The organism is Chloroflexia bacterium SDU3-3 (assembly GCA_009268125.1).
Lineage (GTDB): Bacteria > Chloroflexota > Chloroflexia > Chloroflexales > Roseiflexaceae > SDU3-3.
This window is the reverse complement of the sequence record WBOU01000013.1, coordinates 164,286-186,360: the sequence shown is the minus strand read 5'-3', so window position 1 is coordinate 186,360 and position 22,075 is coordinate 164,286. Positions and strand designations below refer to the sequence as shown.

Sequence of the window (22,075 nt, the reverse complement as noted above, 5' to 3'; positions counted from 1 at the left end):
ATGGTATGATAGCGGGGCGAGGGGGGCATAACGACTCCATAGGGTATGGTTTGGGTTGGCACGCAAAGCATACCCGTTTTGCGCGTTCTGTCCACCTCGCCACAAAAGTGACACCTGTTGAGGGCATTGCCCCCTTCGAACCCCCAATTTTAGGTGTTCTTGTGCCGTTCCCTGGCTACTGATGTTTGTGCATATGGCCATCAAAACATGAGCGGCACCTTCGCCGCATGGGCCAGGTGAGTAGGGTGGAGCGGCGATTTTGGATGCCGGGCGACATGGGCGCAGTGCTCATTTTTTTGCATGAGTTGCATGCAATAATGCATGGTGCAAGGTTTGGTACGCTGCCTTTTGTGCTTTGTCGTTTCCCAATACCCGCTTCATGAAAGTGATACCAATTGAGATGCACCCGCGCGGCGGGGTACGGCACGCCAAAGGCCCAGGCCACACCCCCGCCTGCTGCGCGGATGCGGCTTGGGCCTTATTGCACGGGGCTTTTGGGCACCCGCATGTGGCGTGGGGCTAGAACGCCTTGATCAGGGTGCCCACGGTGACGTGCGGGAAGCTCATGCCGCGAAAGTTCAGCAGCGCCGTCTGCGAGTACTGGAGCTGCAAGAACTCCTCGCCAGACTCGGTCTCGATCACCTCGATGGCGAACACCGACTCTAGGGTGGGCGTATCGGCGTTGGATGTGATGAACGGGATGTTGCTGACGCCGTTTGCGGGCGTGCTGGTGATCAGCCGCGTGATCTTCATAGGCCGCTGGCCCTTGAGCGCGTTGCGCAGCATGGTGTTGGGGTCGTCGATGATCGCCTGGGTGATCTGCGGCGGCAGCGGGGTGGAGCGGTAGATGTTGGGCTGGCTCAGATCGTACTCGGGGAAGGGGTTTTTGGTGCTGGGGGCGGGCGGCTGGCTGCCGATGGCGAACGGCACAGTGTTGGCGGGTGGGATATCGGGCAGTTCGCCGTTGGGGTAGACCTCCTGCACGAAGCCGACGGTGCACACCGAGTTGCCGTGAGGGATGGTGGCTAGGCGTGCGATGCTGGCATCCGCCGAGGGGGCCGATGTGGGCGGGATGTTGAGCCAGAGGCCTGGCTCGATGTGGAGCGCGCCGCCCGTCACGCCATCGGTGACACGGTGGATGTAGGTGAGGCCAAAGATGGCGATGTCTTCTTGCATGCTGCCACGGTTGAGGATGGGTGATCCGATCGCGGTGAACTCGATGGTCTCGCGCAGCATGTTCAGCTCAAGGTAGATGCCATTCTCGTTGCCGCCGGAGAAGTTGGGGCGGGCGATCAAGCTGAAGCCGACGCCCTCCCAGAAGCCGGGGAGATCCTGTAGGGGGCCGAGGCGCACGGCGGTGGTGCGCTGGGTGGCTGTGGCGCGAAACGAGGTGACATCGTCCTGCGTCAGCGTCTCGCTTGCGCCGGGCTGGATGGTGGCTGCGCCCAGCCGCTCGTTGTGTTTGATGTAGCTCATGGGTTATCCTTCGCTGAATTGGCCGAGCGCGATGGCGACCTGGTGGCGCGTGGCCTCGATGGCCTCGTGCGCGATCGTGTAGGCATCGGGGCGGCTGGGGTCGATCGGGCCTTGGCCCGGGATCTGGTAGATGCGGCGGGTGATGCGCAGGCTGCTGAGGAAGGCCGGGATAGCGTTAAAGACCTCGACGAGCAGCGGGCCACGGTAGTCGGGCAGGATGGGGGCTAGGAAGGGCTGCCAGGGGATCCAGCTGTTGCGCACCGCGCCGCGATCGGGCGATGAGATGTGCACATAGCCCACGCGGCCCTGTCCGAGCAGGCTGGCGATGTCCTCCACGAACTCGTCGGGGCCGTCGCTGCCCAGCACCACGTGGGCGCTGTCGACGCACACGCCGACATGGGGGCTTGCCACGCCTTGGAGGAACTCGCGGACCTCGCGCACCATGTTGGGGCCGGGGGTCTCCCAGTGGTCGACCGGCTCGATGGCCAGCTCGACGCCCTGGGCGGCAGCGTACTCGCCCAGCTCCTGGATGATCGGCTGGGCGTTGCGGTAGCGCGGGGCCATCCAGTCCTGCAGGGCGTCGCTCCAGATCGGCTGGCCAAAGTCGCTGGTGGGGAACACCCCGTAGGGCAGCACGATCGGCCCGGCCATGATGGTGCCACGCAGGGCCTTGGTGATGTCTACGCGCGATTTCAGGTAGGCCAGGCCCAGCTCGCGCTGCTCGCGGTAGGGCGACGAGGGGTCGTAGGTATGGGTCGCGCCCACGTTGGTGGTCACGCCCACGTCGTGCAGGCCCGCGCTATCGAGCGCGTCGCGCAGGGCCATGTAGGCAGCCAGATCGGCCTCGGGGTCGAACGCGCCGGAGGGCGGGGCGATCGGCAGATCGAACCCGGCGTAGCCGAACGAGCGCAGCGCCTGCATGTGCTCGATGATCTGCTGGGTGTAGTCGCGGTTGGTGGGCTGCAGATCGGTGGTGAACATAAAGAAGCTGAGGTAGATGTCGTTGATCGGCTGTTCGCTCATGGCTTACCACCCCAGGGTCTCGCGCAGGTAGCTGCGCGCCTTCTTGGCGTACTCCAGCGGGTTGGCCTTGGCTGGGTCTTGCTCGGCCTCGACCACCAGCCAGCCCTCGAACTGGGCGTCGGCGAGGGCCTGGAAGATCGGCACGAAGTCGATCGAGCCATCGCCGGGCACGGTGAACACGCCCGCCTCGATGGCCTGCTGGAACGAGAGCTTCTCGTCGCGCACGCGCTGCACCACATCGGCGCGCACATCCTTCAGATGAATGTGCTTGATGCGGCTGCCATAGGTCTGGGTGACGTACAGCGGGTCGGCCCCGGCGAAGGCCAGGTGTCCGGTGTCCAGCAGCAGGTGCACCAGATCGGGGTCGGTGTACTGCATCAGGCGGTCGACATCGGATTGGATCATCACGCCGGTGCCCATGTGGGGGTGGAAGCACAGGCGCATGCCGCTGTCGTTGGCGATGGTGCCCAGCTCGCGCAGCCCGGCGAACAGGTCATCCCACTGCTGCGCGCTGAAGATCGGGCGGTTGTCAAACAGCGCCACCGGCAGCGGATTAACCGCCTGGCCGAACTCGGCGATCACCATGTCGGTGCCGCCCATGGCTTTGATGAACGCCAGCTGCTGGTGGAAGGTCTGCATGGTCTGCTCGCGCATGCCCGCGATAGTGAAGTAGGTGCTGACCCACGGCTCGGAGACGCGCAGGCCGCGCAGGTCGAGCGCGGGCTTGAGTTGGGCCGGGTCGGTGGGGTATTTGTGGCCCACGCTGCAGCCCTGGAACCCGGCCAGGGCCATCTCGCTGACGCACTGGCCGAATGGGATGCCGATATCGATCAGCGGGAAGTCGTCGTTCCACCAGAGGGTCGGCGTGATGCCCAGCGGCACCTTCTGCGGGTCGAGCACGTATGCGCTACTCATCGATCTCGCCTTTCCAAGCCGCATCGGCTTGCTACTCGGGAACCTCGGGGATGGTGGGCGGGCCGGACCACGAGTCGTAGCCAGGGGCCTTGGCCCCCGGCGGGTGCGCGCCGATGGCGGGCCAGAGCAGACCCTCGATGTAGGCGGCGGGCGAGACGGCGAAGGTGGTGTCGTTCTCGTGCGCGCCAAAGGTCTGCGACCAGGCGTAGGGCAGCTGGTACCAGTTGCCGATGTACCACATCTTCACGATGTTGCGGGCGATCGGCCCGAGCAGCTCGTCGCCGAAGATCTCGCGGCGCAGGCGGCCCTCGACATCGGCACCCTCCTGGCGGATGCCCTGCCAGACCGCGAGCAGCTGCTGCACCGGCCCGTCGCCCACCACGCCGATGGCGGCGGCTAGGTAGGCGTCGGCCATGCCGGTGCCCTGCAGCTCGAAGGTGGTGAAGGCCGTGACCTCGGCGGAGAAGGAGAGGAACAGATCGCGCACGGCTAGATCTCCCTGCTTAGCTCGTTGACCTCGAAGGTGGGCGCGGCGTTGGTGCCGGGCTTGTCGGGCAGCGGCACGCGGATGAGCTGGTTCATCTTGTCGCGCAGGCGGAACATCTGGGGCACGGCATCCAGCAGCAGCTGGGGCTGGCCATTGTAGGCGCGGGTGAGCGTGTGCAGAAAGTCGGCGTAGGACTGGTTGAAGGCCAGTGCGGCGCGGTGGATGTCGGGGTCGCGGTACTCGGCGATGCGCGGGTTCTTCTGCACGGGGTAGGAGGCCTCCCAGATCACGTTGAGCGGCGGGCCGCTGGGGTTGCCGGGCGTGTCGCCGGGCTGGTAGTACTGGGCCAGCCGCAGCTGGTCGAAGCGGTAGTAGTGGGCCAGCTCGTGCTCTTTGTCGTAGATATCGCCGCCCAGGCCCTCGCCCTGGCCGCTGATTAGGTCGGTGGCGGCCTTGGCCGATTCGTAGCCGGTGACCACATGCAGCTCGCCGCCGCCGGAGTAGTAGTACTCGGGCGTGACCTGCAGGGCGGGGTCGCCGGTGAACAGGCTCTGCTCGCCATCCCGCTCGCAGAGGAACTTGATGCCGCGGGCGATCTCCTCGTAGAACTCGCCGATGCTGTAGAAGTGCAGCGACTCGTCGCCCAGCCGCCTGCTGATGAAGGACTTGTTGCCGGGGCGGCGCACGATGCGCGACTCCTCGTCGGGGGCCTGGCGCGGGCGCTCGATCTTCAGGAAGGTCTCGATCGCGGCGGGCGAGAAGGCCTGCAGATCGACCTCGAAGTCGGTCTCGCCGTCGGGCAGGAAGGTGGGGTAGGTGGGCACAAAGTGCGGGGTGGTGAGATCGGGCTTGCCGCCCACGGCGTTGAGGATATTGGCGGCAAGCGTGAGGTGCAGCATCTCCTCCACCACCACGGTGCGGATGATATGCGCGGCGTCGGGGTTGGTGCCGGGGTGGATGGTGTAGAGCGCCAGCAGATAGGGCGGGATGGTAGCGTGCTCAAGCTGCATGGCCACGTCGAGGTACTCGTACAGCTCTTCCTTACTGGTGATCTGCTCAAGCGACATAGCGTGTGCTCCTTCTATCTTGCTTTTCCGATGCGTCTTCGCCAGCGGGCCGCCCGCGCCTAGGCAAGATCGGCGATGATCGCGCGCGCGGTGCGGAAGCAGAGCGCGGCGATGGTGAGCGTGACGTTGGCGGTGCCGATCGATGGCATGCTGCCGCCGCCCACCAGGAAGAGGTTGGCGTGATCCCACGAGCGCTGGTCGGGGTCGACCACCGATGTGCTGGGGCTGCTGCCCATGATGTGGGTGCCCGCCAGGTGGTTGCCGCCACGGATGGCGTAGCCCGCGCCCTCGTAGGTGACATAGCCGTAGTCGCCGGGGTCGTAGTGGGTGTAGTCGGCCACGCCGAGCCGCTGGAACACCAGCTGGGCGAAGCGGCGGGCGTAGGCGGCCCCGCGCATGGTGTACTCGGGGATGTTGTAGGTGACCACAGGGCGCATGTTGCCCAGCTGGTCCTTGTAGGCGGGGTCGACGCTGACGCGGTTGTTGGGGTCGGGCAGCACCTCGATCATGAAGGCCAGCAGCAGCTGGCGGGTGATGCTGTCGGCCAGCTCGCGGCGCAGGCTGCGGCCAAATTTGTTCTGGCCGTCGACCAGGCGCAGCAGGTCGCTGGCGGGCGAGCCCTCGGACCAGCCCCAGCCGTCGTTGTGGATGTCGATGCCGAAGGCGGCCTGCTGGCTGCGGAACGAGCCGTTGCGCAGCGCCACGATGCCGCCGGTGCAGTTGGTGCCACGCATGGTGCCGCAGACCTGGGGCATCAGGCCCCAGCACAGCAGGTAGGCGTGGTCCATCAGGTTGCGGCCCATCAGCCCGCTGCTGCCCGCCAGCCCCGAGGCCAGCATTAGGCGCGGGTTCTCGATCGCGTTGGCGGCCAGCACGAACACTCTGCCGCGCACGGTGGCGGTGGTGTGGTCGGGCAGGATGGGGTCGTGGTACTGCTTGATCTCGATATGGCTGACGCGCCCGTCGGCGTCGAGCACCACCCGCGAGGCCACGGCCTGGGTTAGCACCTTCACATCGCCGCCCAGCAGGGCCTGGGCCATGGTCTTGCCCGCGTAGTACTTGGCCTGCACGGGGCAGATCGGCACGCAGTTGTTGTTGCCCTGGCAGCGCTCGCCCGCCTCGACCTGGCTGGTGCTGACCGCGCCGAGCGGGCGGTAGCCCTTACCGCCGTTGTAGAGCGGGTTGGGGATGCCGTTGCGGGCTTGCGGGAACGAGCGCACCTCAAGGTCGAACTGCTGGCCGCCGAGCTGCACGCTGGTGCCACGGATGCCCTGGTCGACCTGCTGGTCGAGGTACGAGAGCGGCATCTTGCGCATGGGGTAGACGTAGTCGTCGGGGAAGCTGATGCCGAGGTAGCGCTGGTCCTCGACATCCGCCGAGACGCCCATCTCGCGCTCGGCCTCGCGGTAGTCTGGCTCGATCTCGTCGTAGCTGATCGGCCAGTTCTCGCCCACGCCGAAGGTGTTGCGCATGCTGAAGTCGTCGGGCACCATGCGCGGGGTTTTGGCCTCCCAGTGCATGGTGGTGCCGCCCAGCACGCGGGTGTAGGTGGTATCGCTGCCAAACGGCCCGTTCTGCACGATGTAGGCGTCGGTGGCGGGCAGGCCGGGGGTGATCTTGCGGGCGTCGGTGCTGCGCGGCATGGGCGAGTTGCGGTTGATCGGGTAGGGCGACTGGTTGTCTTTCATGGCGGTGCCGTAGAAGCGCGAGACGTAGCTCTCGTACCCGGCCAGGTCCACGTCCTTGCCCATCCCCGACTCGACCACCAGCACGCGCTTGTGCGCGGCGCTGAGCTGCTTGGCGATGATCGCGCCAGCCACCCCGCCGCCCACGATCACCACGTCGTAGATCTCCTCGCCCACCTGCTCGGCGCTGGTGCGCGTCATTTTATCCCTGGGGAAAAAGACCATGGCGCTTGCTCTCCTCTTCAATCCTCGTCTCGCTGGCCTCGCTCATCGGGTGCCCGCAGGCTTGTGAATCATGCGTACTCTCGCCCTAGCCACGGCTCATGCTTGCGATCAGCTGCTCGGCGGTGCGGATAGCCAGCGCCGCGAGCGTTAGGGTGGGGTTGGATGTGCCCATGGTGGGCATGCTGCCCGAGCCCACCAGGTAGAGGTTGCGGTGCTCCCAGGAGCGCTGGTAGCTGTCTACCACCGAGTCGTGGGGGCCGCTGCCCATGGCGTGGGTGCCTGCGAAGTGGCCCATGCCGTGGTAGGCGAAGACCTGGTCGCCCCAGGTGACGGTGGGGAACCATGTGCCGCTGGCGTGGTCGGTGCAGTCGGCGATGCCGGCGCGCTGGAAGATCGCCTGGGCCACCTGGGTGGCGGCGGCCATGCCCGCCTTGGTGTAGTCGTCGATCTGGTAGCTGATCGCGGGGCGGGGGATGCCCAGCGGATCGCGCTGCGAGGGGTCGATCGTCACCTGGTTGGCGGGGTCGGGCAGCTGCTCGACGGCCAGCGAGAGCCGCACCTGGCGCGAGAGCGCGGCGGCCAGCGACTCGCGCAGCCGCGGGCCGTAGAGGCCCTGCTGGCGGATGGCGGCGGCCACGGTGGTGTCGGGCGCGCCGGTGGTGGCCCGCCAGCCGTCGTTGCCCACGTCGAAGCGGAAGGCCGCGTGCTGGCTGCGGAACGCGCCCGCGCGCAGCTCCTCGATCCCCGCCGTGGAGAGCGGCCCGCGGAACGCGCCGATCGGCTCCGGCGCCAGGCCCCAGGCGTAGAGCGCCGGGTGGTCCATCAGGTTGCGGCCCACGTGCTGGCCGCCCAGCCCGGAGAGCAGCATCAGCTTGGCGTTCTCCACCGCGTGTGCGGCCAGCACGTAGGCCCCGCCGCGCACGCGGTGGATGGTGAAGCCGCTGTCGTCATAGCGCAGGTAGGTGAGGCCGCTCACCTGGCCGCTCTCGCTGTCGATATCGATGTGCGAGACTACGGCCTGCGGGATCAGGCGCAGGTAGGTGTCGTCGGCCTGGGTCAGGGTGCGGCCCGCGTTATACTTGGCCTGGATGGGGCAGATCGGCGTGCAGGATGTGTTGCCCGCGCAGCGCTCGCCCACGAACATCTCGACCTCGCCGCCCTCGGGGCGCTTGTCGATGGTGCCGATGGGCCGGTAGCCGGGGCGCGGCGTCGAGTTGCGGGCGGCGGGGTACGAGCGCACGGTGACAGGCACCGGCCCTGCGCCCACGTCCACCGTCAGGCCCGCGATGGCCTCGGCCAGCTTGGTATCCGAGTAGCTCAGCGGCAGGCGGCGCATGGGGTAGTCGTAGCCCTCGCCGAAGGTCAGGCCGTGGTAGCGCTGGTCGGCCACATCCGCCGAGACGCCCATGGCCACCTCGGCCTTGCGGTAGTAGGGCTCCAGCTCGTCGTAGCCGATCGGCCAGTCGCGGCCCACGCCGTAGCGGGTGCGGATGCCGAAATCCTCGGGCAGCATGCGCAGCGACACGCCTAGCCAGTGCAGGGTCGAGCCGCCACGCGCGCGGGTGTAGCTGCTGCCGTAGCGGTCGGGGCCGCGCTGGATGAAGTAGCCGCTGCCCTGGCGGATGTCGGCGGTGTCGGGCTGGGGCGCGTGGGGGTCGGGCGGCCACGCCGACTCGGCGTTCTTTGCGGCGGCGGCGTAGAAGTGCCGCACGTGCCGCTGGTAGCCGTCGAAGCTGGTGGCGCGCTCCGGCCCGGCCTCGAGCACCAGCGCGGTGAGCTTGGCGTCGGATACCGCCTTGGCGATCAGCGCGCCGGCCACGCCAGCGCCCACCACTACCACATCGTACCACTCCTCGTCGCTCATCAGCTGCTCCCTTCTGGCGGCAGTGCCCATGCCGCGAAGCCCTGCTGCCCGCTGGCGGGCGCGTGCGCCCCGGCCACCGCCCACTGCAGCCCGGCCTGGAAGGCCTCGGGCGAGACCACGCGGCTCATGTCCAGCGGGGTTGTGCCGTAGGCGCTGCGCCAGTCGTCGGGCATGGCGCTCCAGGTGCCGCAGTACCACAGCTGGATGAGGTTACGCGCCACCGGCCCGAGCTTGGGGTCGCCCATGATCTGGTCGGTCGCGGCCTCGCCGCCCCCGGCGCTGGCCCACGTCTCCAGCAGCTCGCGGTAGATGCCCGGTGGCAGCGTGGCGTCGAGCGTGCGCTGGTACTCCTGCGCCATGCCCGTGCCCAGCAGGTCGAGCGTGCTGAAGCCGGTGAGCGCCGCCGAGAGCGCCAGAAAGCTATCGTTCGATTGCATGTGCCGTCACCCCCAGTATGGTGCCGCTGGTCTTCGCGCGCACCGCCGACAGAAATGACGCGTAGCTCCAGGTCAGATTCTTCACGCTCTTCTCGTAGCCGGTGTAGCCGTCGAACTGCTCGCTCAGCTCCAGGTGGTCGCTGTGGTAGATCACCGCGTTGAGCATGGCGTCCGCCGCCGCGTGCAGCAGGTTGACTGCATCGGCAGGTGAGGTCTGCGCGGTGATGCCGACCTGACTGAAGAACGGCTCCGACAGCGGGTCGAGCGGCAGGCTCTGGCTGGCGGCGATCGTATTCGCCACGTGGTAGTACAGCTCGGCCAGATTGCAGGTGCACAGCGCCCACGGGTGGTTGCCGGTGGACTGCCCGTCGCGGGCGTCGCCGTCGTAGAAGTCGCTGGGGTAGCGCCCCAGCAGCGGCCCCATGCCGTGGGCGCGGTCGGTCACGTTGATCGGGTACTGGTGGGGCGAGCCATCGTCGGCCCACACGCTGCGGATCTTGGCGGCGGTGGCCAGCAGCCGCGTGTCGGTGAACGGGATAGCGCCGTACAGGCTGGCGCAGATGATGTCGATGTTGGGGTCGTATCCGGCTATCGGCGGCAGCAGCGATAGGTAGATCTGCTCCTGCTCGCTCCAGTGCTCGTCGAGGCTGCTCTTCAGCCACGCGATCGCGGCATCCACCCCGTCGGGGATGGCGATGCCCAGCGTGTTGGTCTTCACCGCCTCGAAGCAGCGCAGCTGGGCCGCTCGCGCGAAGAAGGAGTAGGCGTTGTGCTCCTCCCACAGGTTGGTGGTGGGCTGCTGGTAGACGCCCAGCAGGAACTGCAGGTTGGTGGCGATCATCTCGGCGGCGGTCTGCTGCGCGGCCATGTTCAGCTGCGGGTAGATCGCCAGCAGCGCCACGCTCTGCAGGGCTGGCCCATCGTTCTGGTCGCTCCACGAGCGAGGCTGTCCCGCGATGGTGAAGCAGCCGCGCGCCATGCTCTGGGTGCCATTCGACAGGCAGAGCTGGGCAAACGCGACGTAGTCGATCAGCGACTGCACGCCCTGGCCGGGCGCGGTGGGCGGCGTGGTCGCCGCGATCTCCAGCACGGTGATCGCGGCGTCGCGCACCCAGTTGAACACGTAGTCCTGATCGATGGTGGCGGTGTTGGCGGGGTAGGATGGCGATGCGATGATGCAGCCCGCCCGCGAGAACACCTGGGAGTTGGTGGGGTCGACAAACACATAGCCGTCGCTGGCCATGTTGCGCATCATCAGCATGAACATGTGCTGCGCTATGGCCTGGAAGTTCGATGAGATGACATCAACTTTTTGCAGATTAAGGCTTGTGCTGGGCACAGGGGTCTGAGCGCTTGCGCGGGCGTGGGTTGGCTCAGCCACCGCTGTGTCACTCGGCAGGGGGGGGCTTGCGCTGGGCACAGGGGCATGAGCGCTCGCGCGGGCGTGGGTCATTTCAGACATCGCTGCGGCACCTTTCTCTGGCTTAGTTCTGATTTGTGGGCGGCGTTCGGGGCTAGGCCCGCTCCCAGGACATCTCGTTCACCACGGTGCCATTTGGGCCTTCGGCTGGCGGGGTGCGCAGCGCCAGGTAGCGCCCGTCGCAGGTGAAGGGGCGCTCCTGCACGGTCTCTGACCAGTTGGGGAACAGGCTGGCATCCACATAGTGCGTCACGATCTCGTCGTCGGGGGCCTGCGACCACCTGCCAAAGTAGGCCAGGCATGTCGAGTAAGCGGCGGCGCGCTCCTCGGCGGTGCCGCCCTGGGGGTCGCTGGTGGGGATGTGGGGGCGGTCGAGCGCCGTCATCTGCACAGCCATGCTGCCGTCGGCGGCGTAGATCAGGATCCCCGTCACCTGCTCGCCCAGCGGGTAGTGGGTGGTGTCGCCCTCAAATCGTTTCCACGCCAGCAGCTTCCACGTTCCGGTGATGTCAAAGGGCATACGTCTCTCCATTGTATACTGCATACGCCTGAAAGGCATAGCCTAGCGCGATCTTTGCACATAAAGATCGGTATGGTGGCCTATAGATGGTAGAAACGGTACAGTAGCTCGGAATATCGGGTATAAGAGCTATAGTGCTAACCTAGTGGGATAAAGAGCGACTACAGCTACACCTGATTCATGAAAACGTAGCTATATGGTGTTTTCGAGTATGGTGTAGATACTCTGTCAGATGTCTTTTATCGATCAGATGATGATAGTAAGACACGCAAAATAGTCGATCGGTGCTCTTTTTGGTTGTTCTAAAGGGAAATGAGTGTACAGGAAGAGAGCTATAAGCTTAGGCTGCGAACTTGCGCTCTAGTAGGCGAGCGCATGATCGGGGTGCCAGGAAGCGGCTGCCCGCCTGTGGCGCGATGCGTATGCGGCTGGTTGGCATAGTGATAATGCTTTTCTCTCACGGTACGCCGGGTGGTGTTGAACGGATAGGTTTAGAGAATTGGGTATGCCCAAAGGACGCAGCGCTGTAGAGATGGGTGGTGGTGAGGATGTTGGAGTACGTTGCCATCGCAAGTATAGCATAGGGCAATGTCGTGTCAAGAGTCAATTTGCGCAAGTGCCTGGGCGCTCTGCGGCGTTGCGATGGGCGATGGGCCAGGTGCGCCTGCGATGCTGTGTCGTCATCTTGGGCCGAGCGCGGGGTGCGCATTAGCTGCGGGTGCAGCGCAGGGGGTTGGGGCTGGGCGTGGTTTCTGCTATACTCTTGACGGGCGTCTGGCTGCCGCCCGCTGGCGAAAAGTGACGCAGGGTGGCCTGCGGCGCGCACGGCGGGGAAGAGCAGCGCCGCGCCAATCTGAAGATGAACCCTTCTCAAGCCGATCTGGCCGCGCTGCGCGAGCGCGGCGTGGCCGCCCTACGCGGCGGCGATACAGCCCAGGCCCGCGCGCTGCTTTTCCAGGTGCTGCAGGCCGCGCCCCACGATCCGGTGGCCTGGCTCTGGCTCTCGGGCGCGGTGGAGACCGACGGCGAGCGCCGCTACTGCCTTGAGCAGGTGCTGCATGCCGATGCGGGGAACGTGGCGGCCCAGCGCGGCCTGGCCAAGCTGCCGCTGGTGCCCGCCCGCTCGCCGCTGCCTGCGCCCGCAGCCCCGCGCCCCGCGCCGATAGCCCCTACCCCCCCTGTGTCGCCAGCGGCGGCGCCCCGCTCTGTGCCCGTCACGCCACCCCCACCGCTCGTGCAAGCGTCTACGTCCTCGCTGTCGCCGCCCGAACCCACAGCCGCTCGGCTTGCAGCGCGCCCCGACTCGCCCACGCCCGGCACCGAGTCTACCGTCGATGCCTTGCGCATGGCGCATGGAGGAGGAAAGGCTCACGGCGGTGGCAGCTCGGGCCGCTCCAACCCGCTGAATGTGGCGCTATGGGTGATCAGCGGGCTGCTGCTGGTGGGCGTGCTTGGGCTGGTCGTTGTGCTGCTCGTGCAGCCGTCGCTCCTATCCAGCATAGGCGGCGGCGGGCCAACGCTCGCTGTGGCCGAGCCAACCCTGCCGAGCGCCGACGCTGGCTCGGTCACGTTTGGCCCGCCGCCCAGTGTCTCGCCTACCGTTGCCCCTGCCGCTACCGCCGCGCAGGCTGCCACGGCAGCTCCCTTTGCTGCTGAGACCACTGTGCCGGTCGCTACCACAGACGGTACTGCGACCACGGCAGTACCCACTCCCACGGCTGCGGCGGCCCCTATCTCCACCACCACGCCGCTGCCCACCGCCGCGCCGTCGAGCGGCGATGTTTTCACCAACCTGATCGTCGCGGCGACCCAGACAGCCCAGGCCCTAGGCGCGGCCACGCCGGTGCCTACCGCCGCGCTCTCCGATGCCGATCAGGTGGTGGCCAACGCGCTGCTGCTTGAGCGACGCGAGGCCGACTACCAGGGCGCGCTGGCCGGGTACGACCAGGCGGTGGCGCTCGACCCCAAGAACGCCGACGCCTACTATTTCCGTGGCGATCTCAAGGTGCTGATGGCCGAGGATCTGAAGGCGGGGGCCGATGACTACAAGCGCGGGCAGCAGCTCGATCCCGAATCCAAGCGCGCCGACTATCATATGGGCCGGATGTTGAACTATCTAGGCCAGACCGATGCCGCGCTGGAGAGTCTGGAGAAGGCTATCAAGGCTGATCCCAGCTATGCCGAGATCTACTATACGCGCGCGCTTACCTATAGTAATCTTGAGCAGTGGGATGCGTCGATCAAGGATGCCACCACGGCGCTGAAGCTGCAACCATCCTTTGCCGATGCGCTCTACCTGCGCGGGCGGGCCTATGACTCAGCTGGCGATGCCGCGAGCGCGCTGGAGGATTACGCCCAGGCGATCAAGCTCGCGCCCACGTTTGCCAGCCCGCTGCAGAGCCGAGCTATCCTCTACAAATCACAAGAGAAGTATCAGGAGGCGATCGCCGATCTGGATCGCGCCATCAAGCTGCGGCCCAAGAGCGCGGCGCTCTACTGCTCGCGTGGTGATGCGAAGCTGGAGATCGATGAGTACAATGGTGCGCTCAAAGATGCGAATACGGCCCTCTCGCTCGACCCGACCTACTACTGCGCCCATTTCACCAAGGGCGTGGCGCACTACCACCTAGGCGACTACGCGGCGGCGATCAGCGACTATACGCGCTACCTTCAGCACGTGCCGGATGACGCCGCCGCCTACTATAATCGCGGCCAGAGCTACCGCAAGCAGGGCCAGGTCTCCAAGGCGACCGCCGATTGGCAGAAGTCGATCGCGCTCTACAAGCAGCACGGCGATGCCGAGGAGGCCCAGAAGGTGGAGAACGCCCTGGAGGAGCTGAAAAACCTGGGACAGTGATCGCCCTACTGGCCTCTCGTGCGCGGGTGATGCTTTATTCAAGCTATGGCCTGCCCCTCATATCGAGGGGCAGGCCATATGCATGGCTTTGGCTTGCCCACGCGCCTAGCGCGCGCCCAGCCGCAGCCGCACGAGCAGATCGTGCAGATCGGCGCGGGCGTCGCTGTGCTCGGGCAGGCTGCTGGCCGCGTGCTGGCGCTCTAGCTCGGCGCGCAGCCGCAGGTGCTCGCGCTCGATCAGGCCGATGTCGCCATCGCTCAGCTCGCCGCCCTCCTCGCCCTCGACCTTCTGCGCGATCAGCTCGGGCAGGAAGGGCAGGCGAAAGTGCTCGTTCAGGCGGACGAGGTTGGCTTCCACCTCACCTCTTCTTCTGCAGCAGCTCGCAGAACATCCCGATGTCGTGGGTCACGAGGTCTAGCTCTAGACCATTGATGAAAATGCTCTTCTTGATGGTCTGCGGTCCGGTGTCCAGCCCTACAATGAGGCTGCCCAGGCAACAATGCGATTTGCCCAAGTGCAGATGCAGCGTGCCCAGGTAGCAATCCAGTCAGTCCAAGCGCAGATGCAGAACGTCCGAGCGTAGATGCAGCGTGCCCAAGTATCAATCCACACTGCCCAAGGGCAGATGCAGCTTGCCCGAGCGCAGATGCAGAACGTCCGAGCGTAGATGCAGCGTGCCCAAGTATCAAACCACACTGCCCAAGGGCAGATGCAGCTTGCCCAAGGGCAGATGCAGAACGTCCGAGCGTAGATGCAGCGTGCCCAGGTAGCAATCCACACTGCCCAAGGGCAGATGCAGCTTGCCCGAGCGCCCAGCCACACTGCTCTGCCGCTGCAGCGCTGTTAAGAAAAGGCCCCGCTCCCAGTAGCATTGTTTGCACTGGAGGCGGGGCCTTCTATTGAAGCGGGCTATGTCGAGCCTATGGTGCGGCTAGTTGTTCGCAGCAGCGGTCGGCACTGCGGTATCGGTCTTGCCATCGACAGCTGCCGAGAGCATGGGCGTGATACCGTCGAGCAGGTAGGGCAGGCTCAGCACGCTCACAAACGAGGTAGCGCCACCCAGCGGCGACTCGCTGCTCAGCAGCACCTCGCGGCCCTCGCTGTGCACCGGCAGCTTGGCGTAAACCTCCTCGGCCAGCGGGCCTTCGCCCTGCTTGGCGTCCAGCCAGATCAGCGCATCCACGTTGAGCAGATCGACCTTCTCCATGCTCAGGTTGCCGCCGAACTCGGCCCCGGTGATGCTGCCAAGATCCTCGGGTAGCGTAAAGCCGAGCAGGGTCAGGAATCGCCCACGCGGATCTTGCGGCCCGTAGACCCAGATGCCCTGGTAGGGCGTGGCCACCAGCGCGCTCTTGCCCGCGAACTCGGGGTGCTCGGCGCGCACGGCGGCGAACTTATCCTCCACGCCCTTGATCAGCGCCTGGGCCTGGGCCTCTTTACCCACCGCCTTGCCAACGGTGTCGGTCAGCTCCTGCCAGGAGATGCCGTAGTCTACATACTCGCCGGGCTGGGCCACAGTCGGGGCGATCTGGGCCAGCAGCTTGTACTGATCCTCGGTGACGCCGGAGTAGAGCGCGAGGATAAGGTCGGGCTTGAGCGCGGCGATCTTCTCGAAGCTGACGCCCTCGGCGGAGGTGCCGACCACCTCGGGCTTAGCGTCGCCAAGCTCATCCTGCGCCCAGGGCCATGTGGCCGAGGGGTAGTTGCCAAACCACTCGGTCACGCCCACCGGCACGATCCCCAGCGCCAGCAGCGCATCGTGATCGGTCAGGCCCACGGTGACAATCCGCTTTGGCTCGGCGGTGATGGTGGTGCTGCCAAACTTATGCTTGATGGTCACGGGGAATGCTGCGGCGGTATCTGCCGCTGCTGTGGCAGGTGCGGCGGTCGCCTCGGCGGGTGCAGCGGTGACATCGGCGGCGGCGGTGGCGGCTGCCGGTGCTGCAGCAGCGGTGGCGGCGGTGGTGGCAGCGGCTGCGGTGCTCGCTGGGGCTGTGGGGGCTGTTGCTGCGGGTGCACCGCAGGCGCTCAGCAGCACGGCGGCGAGCGCGGGCATGATGAACAGGTTTCGTGTCACGGCAAACATCCTCTAAGAACCATCTGGCTATCGTTTGTGCCGGTTAGTATGTGCTAATAAGGACAATTTGTCAAGCGAAAACTTTTTAAATACATGCCGATGCAAGGCGGTATAGCCGTGCTCTGAGGCGAAGAATCGGGCGCGTGCTGCCAGTGCCGCGCCGCCATCGGTGCACGAGATGCGAAGGCCCGCAGCGCGAGGATAGCCTAGCCAAGCCGAAGGAAATGCGCCAGGATCGGGGCCAGCTGCCTGGCCCCCTCGCCGGTAGCCGAGGCATACTCGGTGAGTCCGAGGCCCACCAGGGCATGCTGCTGCGCCAGGTGCTCAAGCATCTGTGCGACGGCGAGGATGGGCAGGCCGCCTGCGGTCGGCATGGCGCTAAAGGGGAACTCGGTAGGCTCAAGCGCATCCATGTCGAGGTGGACATAGATGTGCTGGCAGCCACGGCCAAGCAGCAGCTCGGCGGGGGAGCCTGGCCGCGCCTGCAGCTCTTCCCCGGCGATGCTGGCGATGCCGTGCTGCTGGATGTAGTGCTGCTCGGGTGCATCCAGATCGCGCACGCCCACCAGCGCCACCTGCTCGGGCGCCAAGGCCCGGCCCGCAAGCGCGGTGAACGCGGGGTCGCCCTCGCCCAGCAGCACCCGCAGCGGCATGCCGTGGAACGTGGCGCTGGGCGACGACTGGGGGGTGTTGAGGTCGGCGTGGGCATCCACCCACAGCACGCCCAGCGAAGCGCCGTAGCGCTCGTGCAACGCCGGGATCGCGGCTACCTCAATACCGCAGTCGCCGCCCAGCAACGCTAGGCGCTAGGGGCGCAGGCTGCGGATGAGCTGGCTGGCGTGGCCCAGCTGCCCGAGTAGGTCGCCCCGGCTGAGGATGCCCTGCTCGTGGTGCTGCTGCCCGGTCTCGATCAGCGGGATGTCGACCCATTGTACTGCGGTAGGGCTGGCGGCCTCATCGATGGCTTGGCGCAGGGCCGCCGCGCTTGGCGCGAGGTCGGCTCGACCGTGGCTGCCCTGCCACTGCGGGAAGAAGATGTGTGTCATTGTGTGCTCCTTCTGCTGGGGCTTCTGGCTATGTCGTCTGCGGCGATTATCGCCGATAGTACCAGAACAGCACAAGGTGGCTCGCGTGGGCAGATGGTATCGAGGCGCTGCCGAGCTTGGCAATGGCCTATGGGCATATTCCAGGCAGCGTAAAGGGCGGCCCGAAGCCACCCTTTGCGGAAGGATATGGTATGTGTGCGATGCTAGCCGAGGGCGCGCTGGGCCACCGCGCGCAGGGCGAGGTCGTCGCCAGTGGCGGCGTAGCGCTCTAGCAGCGCCTGCGCCTCGGGGGTGCCTAGCTCGCCCAGCTGGCGCACCGCCAGCCAGGGGATGTCGGCGTGCTGATCGTTCAGGGCCTGGGCAAATAGATCGTAGATGGCGACCTGGGGGTGGAAGGGCGCAAAGTGCAGCAGCTGCTTGGTGGCCACCACACGGATGATCACATTTTCGTAGCCGAGCGCCTGCCGCACCACATCGAATCCGGCGGGGTCGCCCAACCGGGCCAGATCGCCCGCCGCCAGCGAGGGGCCGAGGTAGGCGTGCTGCGGCAGCGCTAGGCTGGCGTGCAGCGAGTCGCGGTACTCGCCGCGCCCCAGCCGCACCAGGGCATAGGCGCACTCGACCCGCACCAGATCATCGGCGCTGTCGTGCAGCTGGGCGATCTTCGGGGCCGACTGAGCTAGGCCCTTGCTGCCCAGCACATGGGCCGCAGCGCCGCGCAGCACCGCCTCGGGGTGGCCCAGTGCGGCCTCCAGCGCGCCCTGATCGAGCGCGACCCCGTTGGCGGTAAGCAGCGCCTGGGCGTGGTAGTCGTCGATGTAGGCGTATGGCAGGCTGGGCGGCGGGTCGGCGATATCGAGCACGATGTCTTCTTCTGTGTCGCCGTCGCTCTCTTCTATCATCGCCATGGTGTCTTCTCCATGCTAGCTAGGGATACTGGTTGCTCTGCCCCTTGTTGCGGACAGCGGTGGCCCGCGCCAGATAGAGCGGGGCGCCATCGCCGTAGGCGCGGCTCTCCTTGCCTGGCGCGTAGCTGGCATTGTAGCTCTCGCGCATCTTGCCCGGCACCTGCTGGGCCAGCGTGGTCGCGTCGGCTGCCGAGTTCGCCGATTGGGCGGTCAGCCAGGTGCGGGCGAAATCAAAGGCTGGCTGGCCATAGGTGTGGGCGCGCTCGTTGGCGTGAAACTGCTCGTGCCGCTGGGTCAGATCGCTGGCCCAGAACTGAGTGCGTGGCGGGCGTCCGTTGTCGGATGTCATATCGGGGGTGAGGTCGGAAACCACGGTCGTGTAGTTGTCCTTCGTGATCGCAGCCGCATTCTCGTTGGGAATATCGGTTCTGCCGAGCGAGTGGACCGACCAAGTGATGTCGTTGTTGACAGTGGCAGTGACATTAAACGTGTGAGCCGTCGCGTCCTGGGTGACATTGATGCCATTGATCCGGGTGCGCGTGCTTGTCACACCGAACTCGTCTGCGCCAGGCGTGCCGCTGTTGGCGATGGTGGGCGTGTAGGTAAGTGCCGCCCCGACCGCGTCGCTCTCGGTCATGGTGATACCGCCCTTGTCGTCTACCTCCTCGCGGTCGGCACCGCCTGGCCCCACGGTGTCGGCGTCGGTCTGGGCCGCGCTGCCTGTGGGTGCGGCGCGGGCGCTGGGGCTAGGGGCCATGGGGATGCTTGCGACCAGCTGATGGGTGGCTGTGGTGGTCTGCGGCGGGCTGCTCCAGTCGGGGCCGCGCCCTGGGCGAATGAGCGCGCTGAAGGGCGACTGGGCGTCGCTGTCGAGCTGGGCCTGCTGGGCCTGGCTGGGCAGCTGGAAGCCGCCAAGGCTGTGGTGCTGCTGTGGCGGTGGCTGCTGCGGCTCGCCGCCGTAGATGTCGAGCTGCTGCGGCGCGGCTTGGGCGGCGGATTCCTTCCGGCGGATGAGGGGTCGTTCTCCCATGTGATACCAGCCTTGTGTTGAGGGGTTGATAACAGGTAGACCCTGGTCTATAGACATAAACTTCGGCTGTGGTGATTTTCGGTGATCGCTCGGGGCGAGATCGCACCAAGCAAGCAGGCGATCATCGTCTTTTTGGGATAACGCCCAGGGGCGTATTTTGCGCTATCATAGCCGCCAGTGCATTCATCCCCATGATAAGAGGAAGCGCCTATGAGCACGCCACCCATCCCCGCAGCGCTGATCGAGATCCTGCGGCAGGCCCGCCACATCGCCGTGCTGACCGGCGCGGGCATCTCCGCCGAGAGCGGTATCCCCACCTTCCGCGCCGCGCTCACCGGCCTGTGGTCGCAGTACCGCCCCGAGGAGCTGGCGACCCCGGCGGCCTTCCGCGCCAACCCCGCGCTGGTGTGGCAGTGGTACAGCGGGCTGCGCGCCACCATGCGGGCTGCCCAGCCCAACCCCGCGCACTACGCGCTGGCCGCCATGCAGCGCCACGCACCCAAGGTCACGCTGCTGACGCAGAACATCGACGGCCTGCACCAGCGGGCGGGCAGCCCCGATGTGGTGGAGCTGCATGGCAACATCCACCACATGAAGTGCTCGGCGGAGCACGAGCCGGTGGAGGCCTGGGCCGAGGGCAGCGAGGAGCCGCCGCCCTGCCCGCGCTGCGGGGCGCACATCCGCCCCGACATCGTGTGGTTCGGCGAGCGCCTGCCCGACGCGGCGCTCGACCGCGCGAATGAGGCGGTGCGCACCTGCGATGTATTTTTCTCGATCGGCACCTCGGGCGAGGTGGAGCCTGCGGCCTCGTTTGCGCCGCGCGCGATGGGCCACGGTGCGACCGTGGTGGTGATCAACCTGGATGTGACGACCAGCGAGGCGCGCTGGCTGTACCGCTTCCACGCGCAGGCGGGCCAGCTGCTGCCCGAGCTGGTGCGGGCGGCCTGGCCGGAGGCGGCGGCGTGATCTGAGGGTTGCCTGTAGCGAGCAGCAGTGGCTACGGCACAAGGAGAAAGCGATCCTATGCTCTCTGTTCCCAAGCGCTATGTGTTTTTGCGGGTGGTAATTGTGCTCATGCGCATCGTTGCAGCGCTTTTCTTGGTGATGTCGTTTGTTGCTGTTTTTAGTACCGTGGTGGCACGTGAGCAAGTACCTTCCTTTTGGGCATTTCCAAGTTTGATGATAGGACTTGCCCCAGCGGCAGCGGCAGGACCACTGCTTCTTTTTTCAGAGCTGTTCCGTGTTTTTCTCGATATCGAGGAGAACACCCGGGCCACAGCGGTGGGTCTGGAGGATCTGGCCCAGGCGGTGCGTAGCCTGCCTTCGTCATCGGGTGATATCCAGACGCTTTCGCAGTCGGTGCGGTTTTTGGCGGATGATGTGCAGCAGCTGCATCGCACCATGGGGCCGCGCTGATCGGGCCGGGGCGCATGCTGGCCCCATGCACAGATGCCCAGCGCCATGGATCCATGGCGCTGGGCATCGTTGTTTGTAAGCTACGGGTGCTGCCTAGGAAGGGTAGACGAGGTAGAAGGTGACAAACAGCGGGTGGCCGGTGCGCGGCACGCTGGGCGAGGGCTTCTGGCCTGGCATGGGCGGGTTCTCGGAGGTGGCGACAAAGCACGCGCCGCCTGAGGCGTAGTTGGGCGAGAACCCGGTCGGGCACCCGAAGCTGAAGGCCCAGCGCTTGCCCTGGCTGTCGGTGTAGGTGACCGCGCCCTCGGCCCCGTATGCGCCTGGCAGATCTTGGATCCAGAGCCGCGCGGTGGTGCCCGCGCGGATGGTTTTGGGCGGCGGGAAGACGAAGTAGCCCCGCGATGCGCTCTGGGTCTGGTAGGTGAGATCGCCGCCGCTATTGTTGACGATGCTGATGTAGCACGAGAAATCCATGAACGGTGAGTAGACGATCGTGTCGGGCGGGGCGCTGGCCGGCTCGATCAGGTAGCTGCCGTTTCTGTGGGCCACCTGGCGGAGCGACATGGTGCCATCGCCTGCGACCTCGGTGAAGTTCCAGTGCGTCTGGCCCGCGCTGATGTCGGGGGTGGATGGGCACTCGAAGCCATTGTTGACATAGTCGCAGGCCGAGTGCTGGATGCCCACCTTGGGCACGTGGGTGTGGCCCATGATCGCGCGGGCCTGGTTGCGCTCGAAGGCGAACTTCTGGGCGAACCAGCAGATGTAGCTGCCCTCGTAGTCGGCCTGCGCGGCCTTGGCGGCGATCAGCGCACCGACCTCGCCGCCGCCATTGTCGCGCGCCCAGTTGGTCCACAGCCCATCGTAGAGCGGCTTGATCGCGGCGATGGTGGTGGATGCGCCGCCCTCCAGCTTGATCTGGCCGCTCTCATCCCACCCGCAGCGCTCGCAGATGTAGTCGATCAGCAGATTGGTGATCGAGGGGTTGCTGAACTGGCCAGATAGCGACGGGATCAGGCTGGCTAGGCTGAAGCCGTAGGGCGAGCCTTGGTTGTGCAGGTCGGCGGCGGTCTGGTTGGGCGCAAGCTCCTGCTCGACAAGGTGCGCGATCACCCGCGTGACATAGTAGCCGACCGGCACAGGCGCGCGGGGGTCGGGCGCGTTGAACATGGTGGCGAGGTGGCCGTGGGTCAGCAGCAGCCCGCTGGGGTCGGGGGTGATGTCGGGCAGCATGGCGATCTTGTGCTGGCCGGTGGGGATGCGGTCGAGGTCGGCCTGGGTGAGTGTGATGTCGTGGTTGCCGTGGATGTACTGCACATTGCCAGCCAGCGCGTCGAGCACCTGGCGCAGCTTGCCCTCTGGCCCGAGCACGTTGGGGTTGGCCTGGATGATCTGATCGATGCTTGGCGGCACCACCGCAGGCGGGTAGGTCCAGAAGTCGAAGAAGTCGCCCAGAATGACCAGTCGCCCGATCGGCTCGGGGCCGCCGCTGGCGTTCTGGATGATATAGTCGAGCAAGGCTAGCAGATACGGTTCGTGCACCGTAGCCTGGTACCAGCATGTCCGATAGTTGTCGCCAATGTGGATGTCGCTCATGATCACGGTTCGCATGCCCCAATCCTTTC

At 66.2% G+C, this 22,075-nt stretch carries 20 protein-coding genes; 3 read left to right on the top strand and 17 right to left on the bottom strand.

Features of this window, described 5'->3' with window-relative positions; translation table 11 throughout:
• Window positions 1-519: 519 nt before the first annotated feature.
• The 10 genes from F8S13_20095 to F8S13_20050 form a co-directional block, all read right to left on the bottom strand.
• Window positions 520-1,476, bottom strand: coding sequence for a hypothetical protein (locus F8S13_20095; GenBank protein ID KAB8141397.1), 957 nt, complete (start codon window positions 1,474-1,476; stop codon window positions 520-522).
• A gap of 3 nt (window positions 1,477-1,479) precedes the next feature.
• Window positions 1,480-2,499: a sugar phosphate isomerase/epimerase gene (locus F8S13_20090; protein ID KAB8141396.1), complete on the bottom strand. Its 1,020-nt coding sequence runs from the start codon at window positions 2,497-2,499 to the stop codon at window positions 1,480-1,482.
• A gap of 3 nt (window positions 2,500-2,502) precedes the next feature.
• Complete coding sequence (iolE, locus tag F8S13_20085; protein KAB8141395.1) at window positions 2,503-3,414, bottom strand: myo-inosose-2 dehydratase; 912 nt, start codon at window positions 3,412-3,414, stop codon at window positions 2,503-2,505.
• A 31-nt stretch (window positions 3,415-3,445) separates the two neighbouring features.
• The gene (locus F8S13_20080) at window positions 3,446-3,901 is read right to left on the bottom strand and encodes a hypothetical protein (GenBank protein KAB8141394.1); all 456 of its coding nucleotides are present in this window, start codon (window positions 3,899-3,901) and stop codon (window positions 3,446-3,448) included.
• A gap of 2 nt (window positions 3,902-3,903) precedes the next feature.
• Window positions 3,904-4,968, bottom strand: a complete 1,065-nt coding sequence (locus F8S13_20075) for a hypothetical protein (GenBank protein KAB8141393.1) — start codon at window positions 4,966-4,968, stop codon at window positions 3,904-3,906.
• A 59-nt stretch (window positions 4,969-5,027) separates the two neighbouring features.
• The gene (locus F8S13_20070; protein KAB8141392.1) at window positions 5,028-6,878 is read right to left on the bottom strand and encodes a GMC family oxidoreductase; all 1,851 of its coding nucleotides are present in this window, start codon (window positions 6,876-6,878) and stop codon (window positions 5,028-5,030) included.
• Window positions 6,879-6,963: 85 nt separating this feature from the next.
• Entirely contained in the window at window positions 6,964-8,742 is a 1,779-nt protein-coding gene (locus tag F8S13_20065; GenBank protein ID KAB8141391.1) for a GMC family oxidoreductase, read from the bottom strand.
• Window positions 8,742-9,179, bottom strand: a complete 438-nt coding sequence (locus tag F8S13_20060; GenBank protein KAB8141390.1) for a hypothetical protein — start codon at window positions 9,177-9,179, stop codon at window positions 8,742-8,744. Before F8S13_20060 ends, F8S13_20065 begins: the two co-directional genes overlap by 1 nt.
• A complete protein-coding gene (locus F8S13_20055) occupies window positions 9,163-10,641 on the bottom strand; it encodes a glucoamylase (protein KAB8141389.1) in 1,479 nt (492 codons plus the stop codon). Before F8S13_20055 ends, F8S13_20060 begins: the two co-directional genes overlap by 17 nt.
• A 52-nt stretch (window positions 10,642-10,693) precedes the next feature.
• Window positions 10,694-11,158, bottom strand: a complete 465-nt coding sequence (locus tag F8S13_20050; GenBank protein KAB8141388.1) for a lipocalin-like domain-containing protein — start codon at window positions 11,156-11,158, stop codon at window positions 10,694-10,696.
• 820 nt (window positions 11,159-11,978) lie between these two features.
• Between F8S13_20050 and F8S13_20045 the strand changes: the two genes are divergently transcribed.
• Window positions 11,979-13,976 (top strand): tetratricopeptide repeat protein, encoded by a 1,998-nt coding sequence (locus tag F8S13_20045; GenBank protein ID KAB8141387.1) that lies wholly within the window; start codon window positions 11,979-11,981, stop codon window positions 13,974-13,976.
• A gap of 105 nt (window positions 13,977-14,081) precedes the next feature.
• Here F8S13_20045 and F8S13_20040 read toward each other — a convergent pair whose 3' ends face one another.
• From F8S13_20040 to F8S13_20015, 6 genes are all read right to left on the bottom strand, one after another.
• Entirely contained in the window at window positions 14,082-14,333 is a 252-nt protein-coding gene (locus tag F8S13_20040; GenBank protein KAB8141386.1) for a hypothetical protein, read from the bottom strand.
• Between the two features lie 574 nt (window positions 14,334-14,907).
• Window positions 14,908-16,032 carry an iron-siderophore ABC transporter substrate-binding protein gene (locus F8S13_20035; GenBank protein ID KAB8141403.1) on the bottom strand — a complete coding sequence of 375 codons (1,125 nt, stop codon included), beginning with the start codon at window positions 16,030-16,032 and terminating at the stop codon, window positions 14,908-14,910.
• Between the two features lie 227 nt (window positions 16,033-16,259).
• A complete protein-coding gene (locus F8S13_20030; GenBank protein ID KAB8141385.1) occupies window positions 16,260-16,850 on the bottom strand; it encodes an arginase family protein in 591 nt (196 codons plus the stop codon).
• A gap of 9 nt (window positions 16,851-16,859) precedes the next feature.
• The gene (locus tag F8S13_20025) at window positions 16,860-17,099 is read right to left on the bottom strand and encodes a hypothetical protein (GenBank protein ID KAB8141384.1); all 240 of its coding nucleotides are present in this window, start codon (window positions 17,097-17,099) and stop codon (window positions 16,860-16,862) included.
• Between the two features lie 203 nt (window positions 17,100-17,302).
• Window positions 17,303-18,007 (bottom strand): hypothetical protein, encoded by a 705-nt coding sequence (locus F8S13_20020; GenBank protein ID KAB8141383.1) that lies wholly within the window; start codon window positions 18,005-18,007, stop codon window positions 17,303-17,305.
• Between the two features lie 19 nt (window positions 18,008-18,026).
• Entirely contained in the window at window positions 18,027-19,037 is a 1,011-nt protein-coding gene (locus F8S13_20015; protein ID KAB8141382.1) for a hypothetical protein, read from the bottom strand.
• Window positions 19,038-19,247: 210 nt separating this feature from the next.
• Here F8S13_20015 and F8S13_20010 point away from each other — a divergent pair, with 210 nt between their 5' ends.
• Together F8S13_20010 and F8S13_20005 are read left to right on the top strand one after the other, a co-directional pair.
• Window positions 19,248-20,003: an NAD-dependent deacylase gene (locus tag F8S13_20010; GenBank protein KAB8141381.1), complete on the top strand. Its 756-nt coding sequence runs from the start codon at window positions 19,248-19,250 to the stop codon at window positions 20,001-20,003.
• 57 nt (window positions 20,004-20,060) lie between these two features.
• Entirely contained in the window at window positions 20,061-20,453 is a 393-nt protein-coding gene (locus tag F8S13_20005; GenBank protein ID KAB8141380.1) for a hypothetical protein, read from the top strand.
• Window positions 20,454-20,546: 93 nt separating this feature from the next.
• Here F8S13_20005 and F8S13_20000 read toward each other — a convergent pair whose 3' ends face one another.
• Entirely contained in the window at window positions 20,547-22,061 is a 1,515-nt protein-coding gene (locus tag F8S13_20000) for a hypothetical protein (GenBank protein ID KAB8141379.1), read from the bottom strand.
• Between the last annotated feature and the right edge of the window lie 14 nt (window positions 22,062-22,075).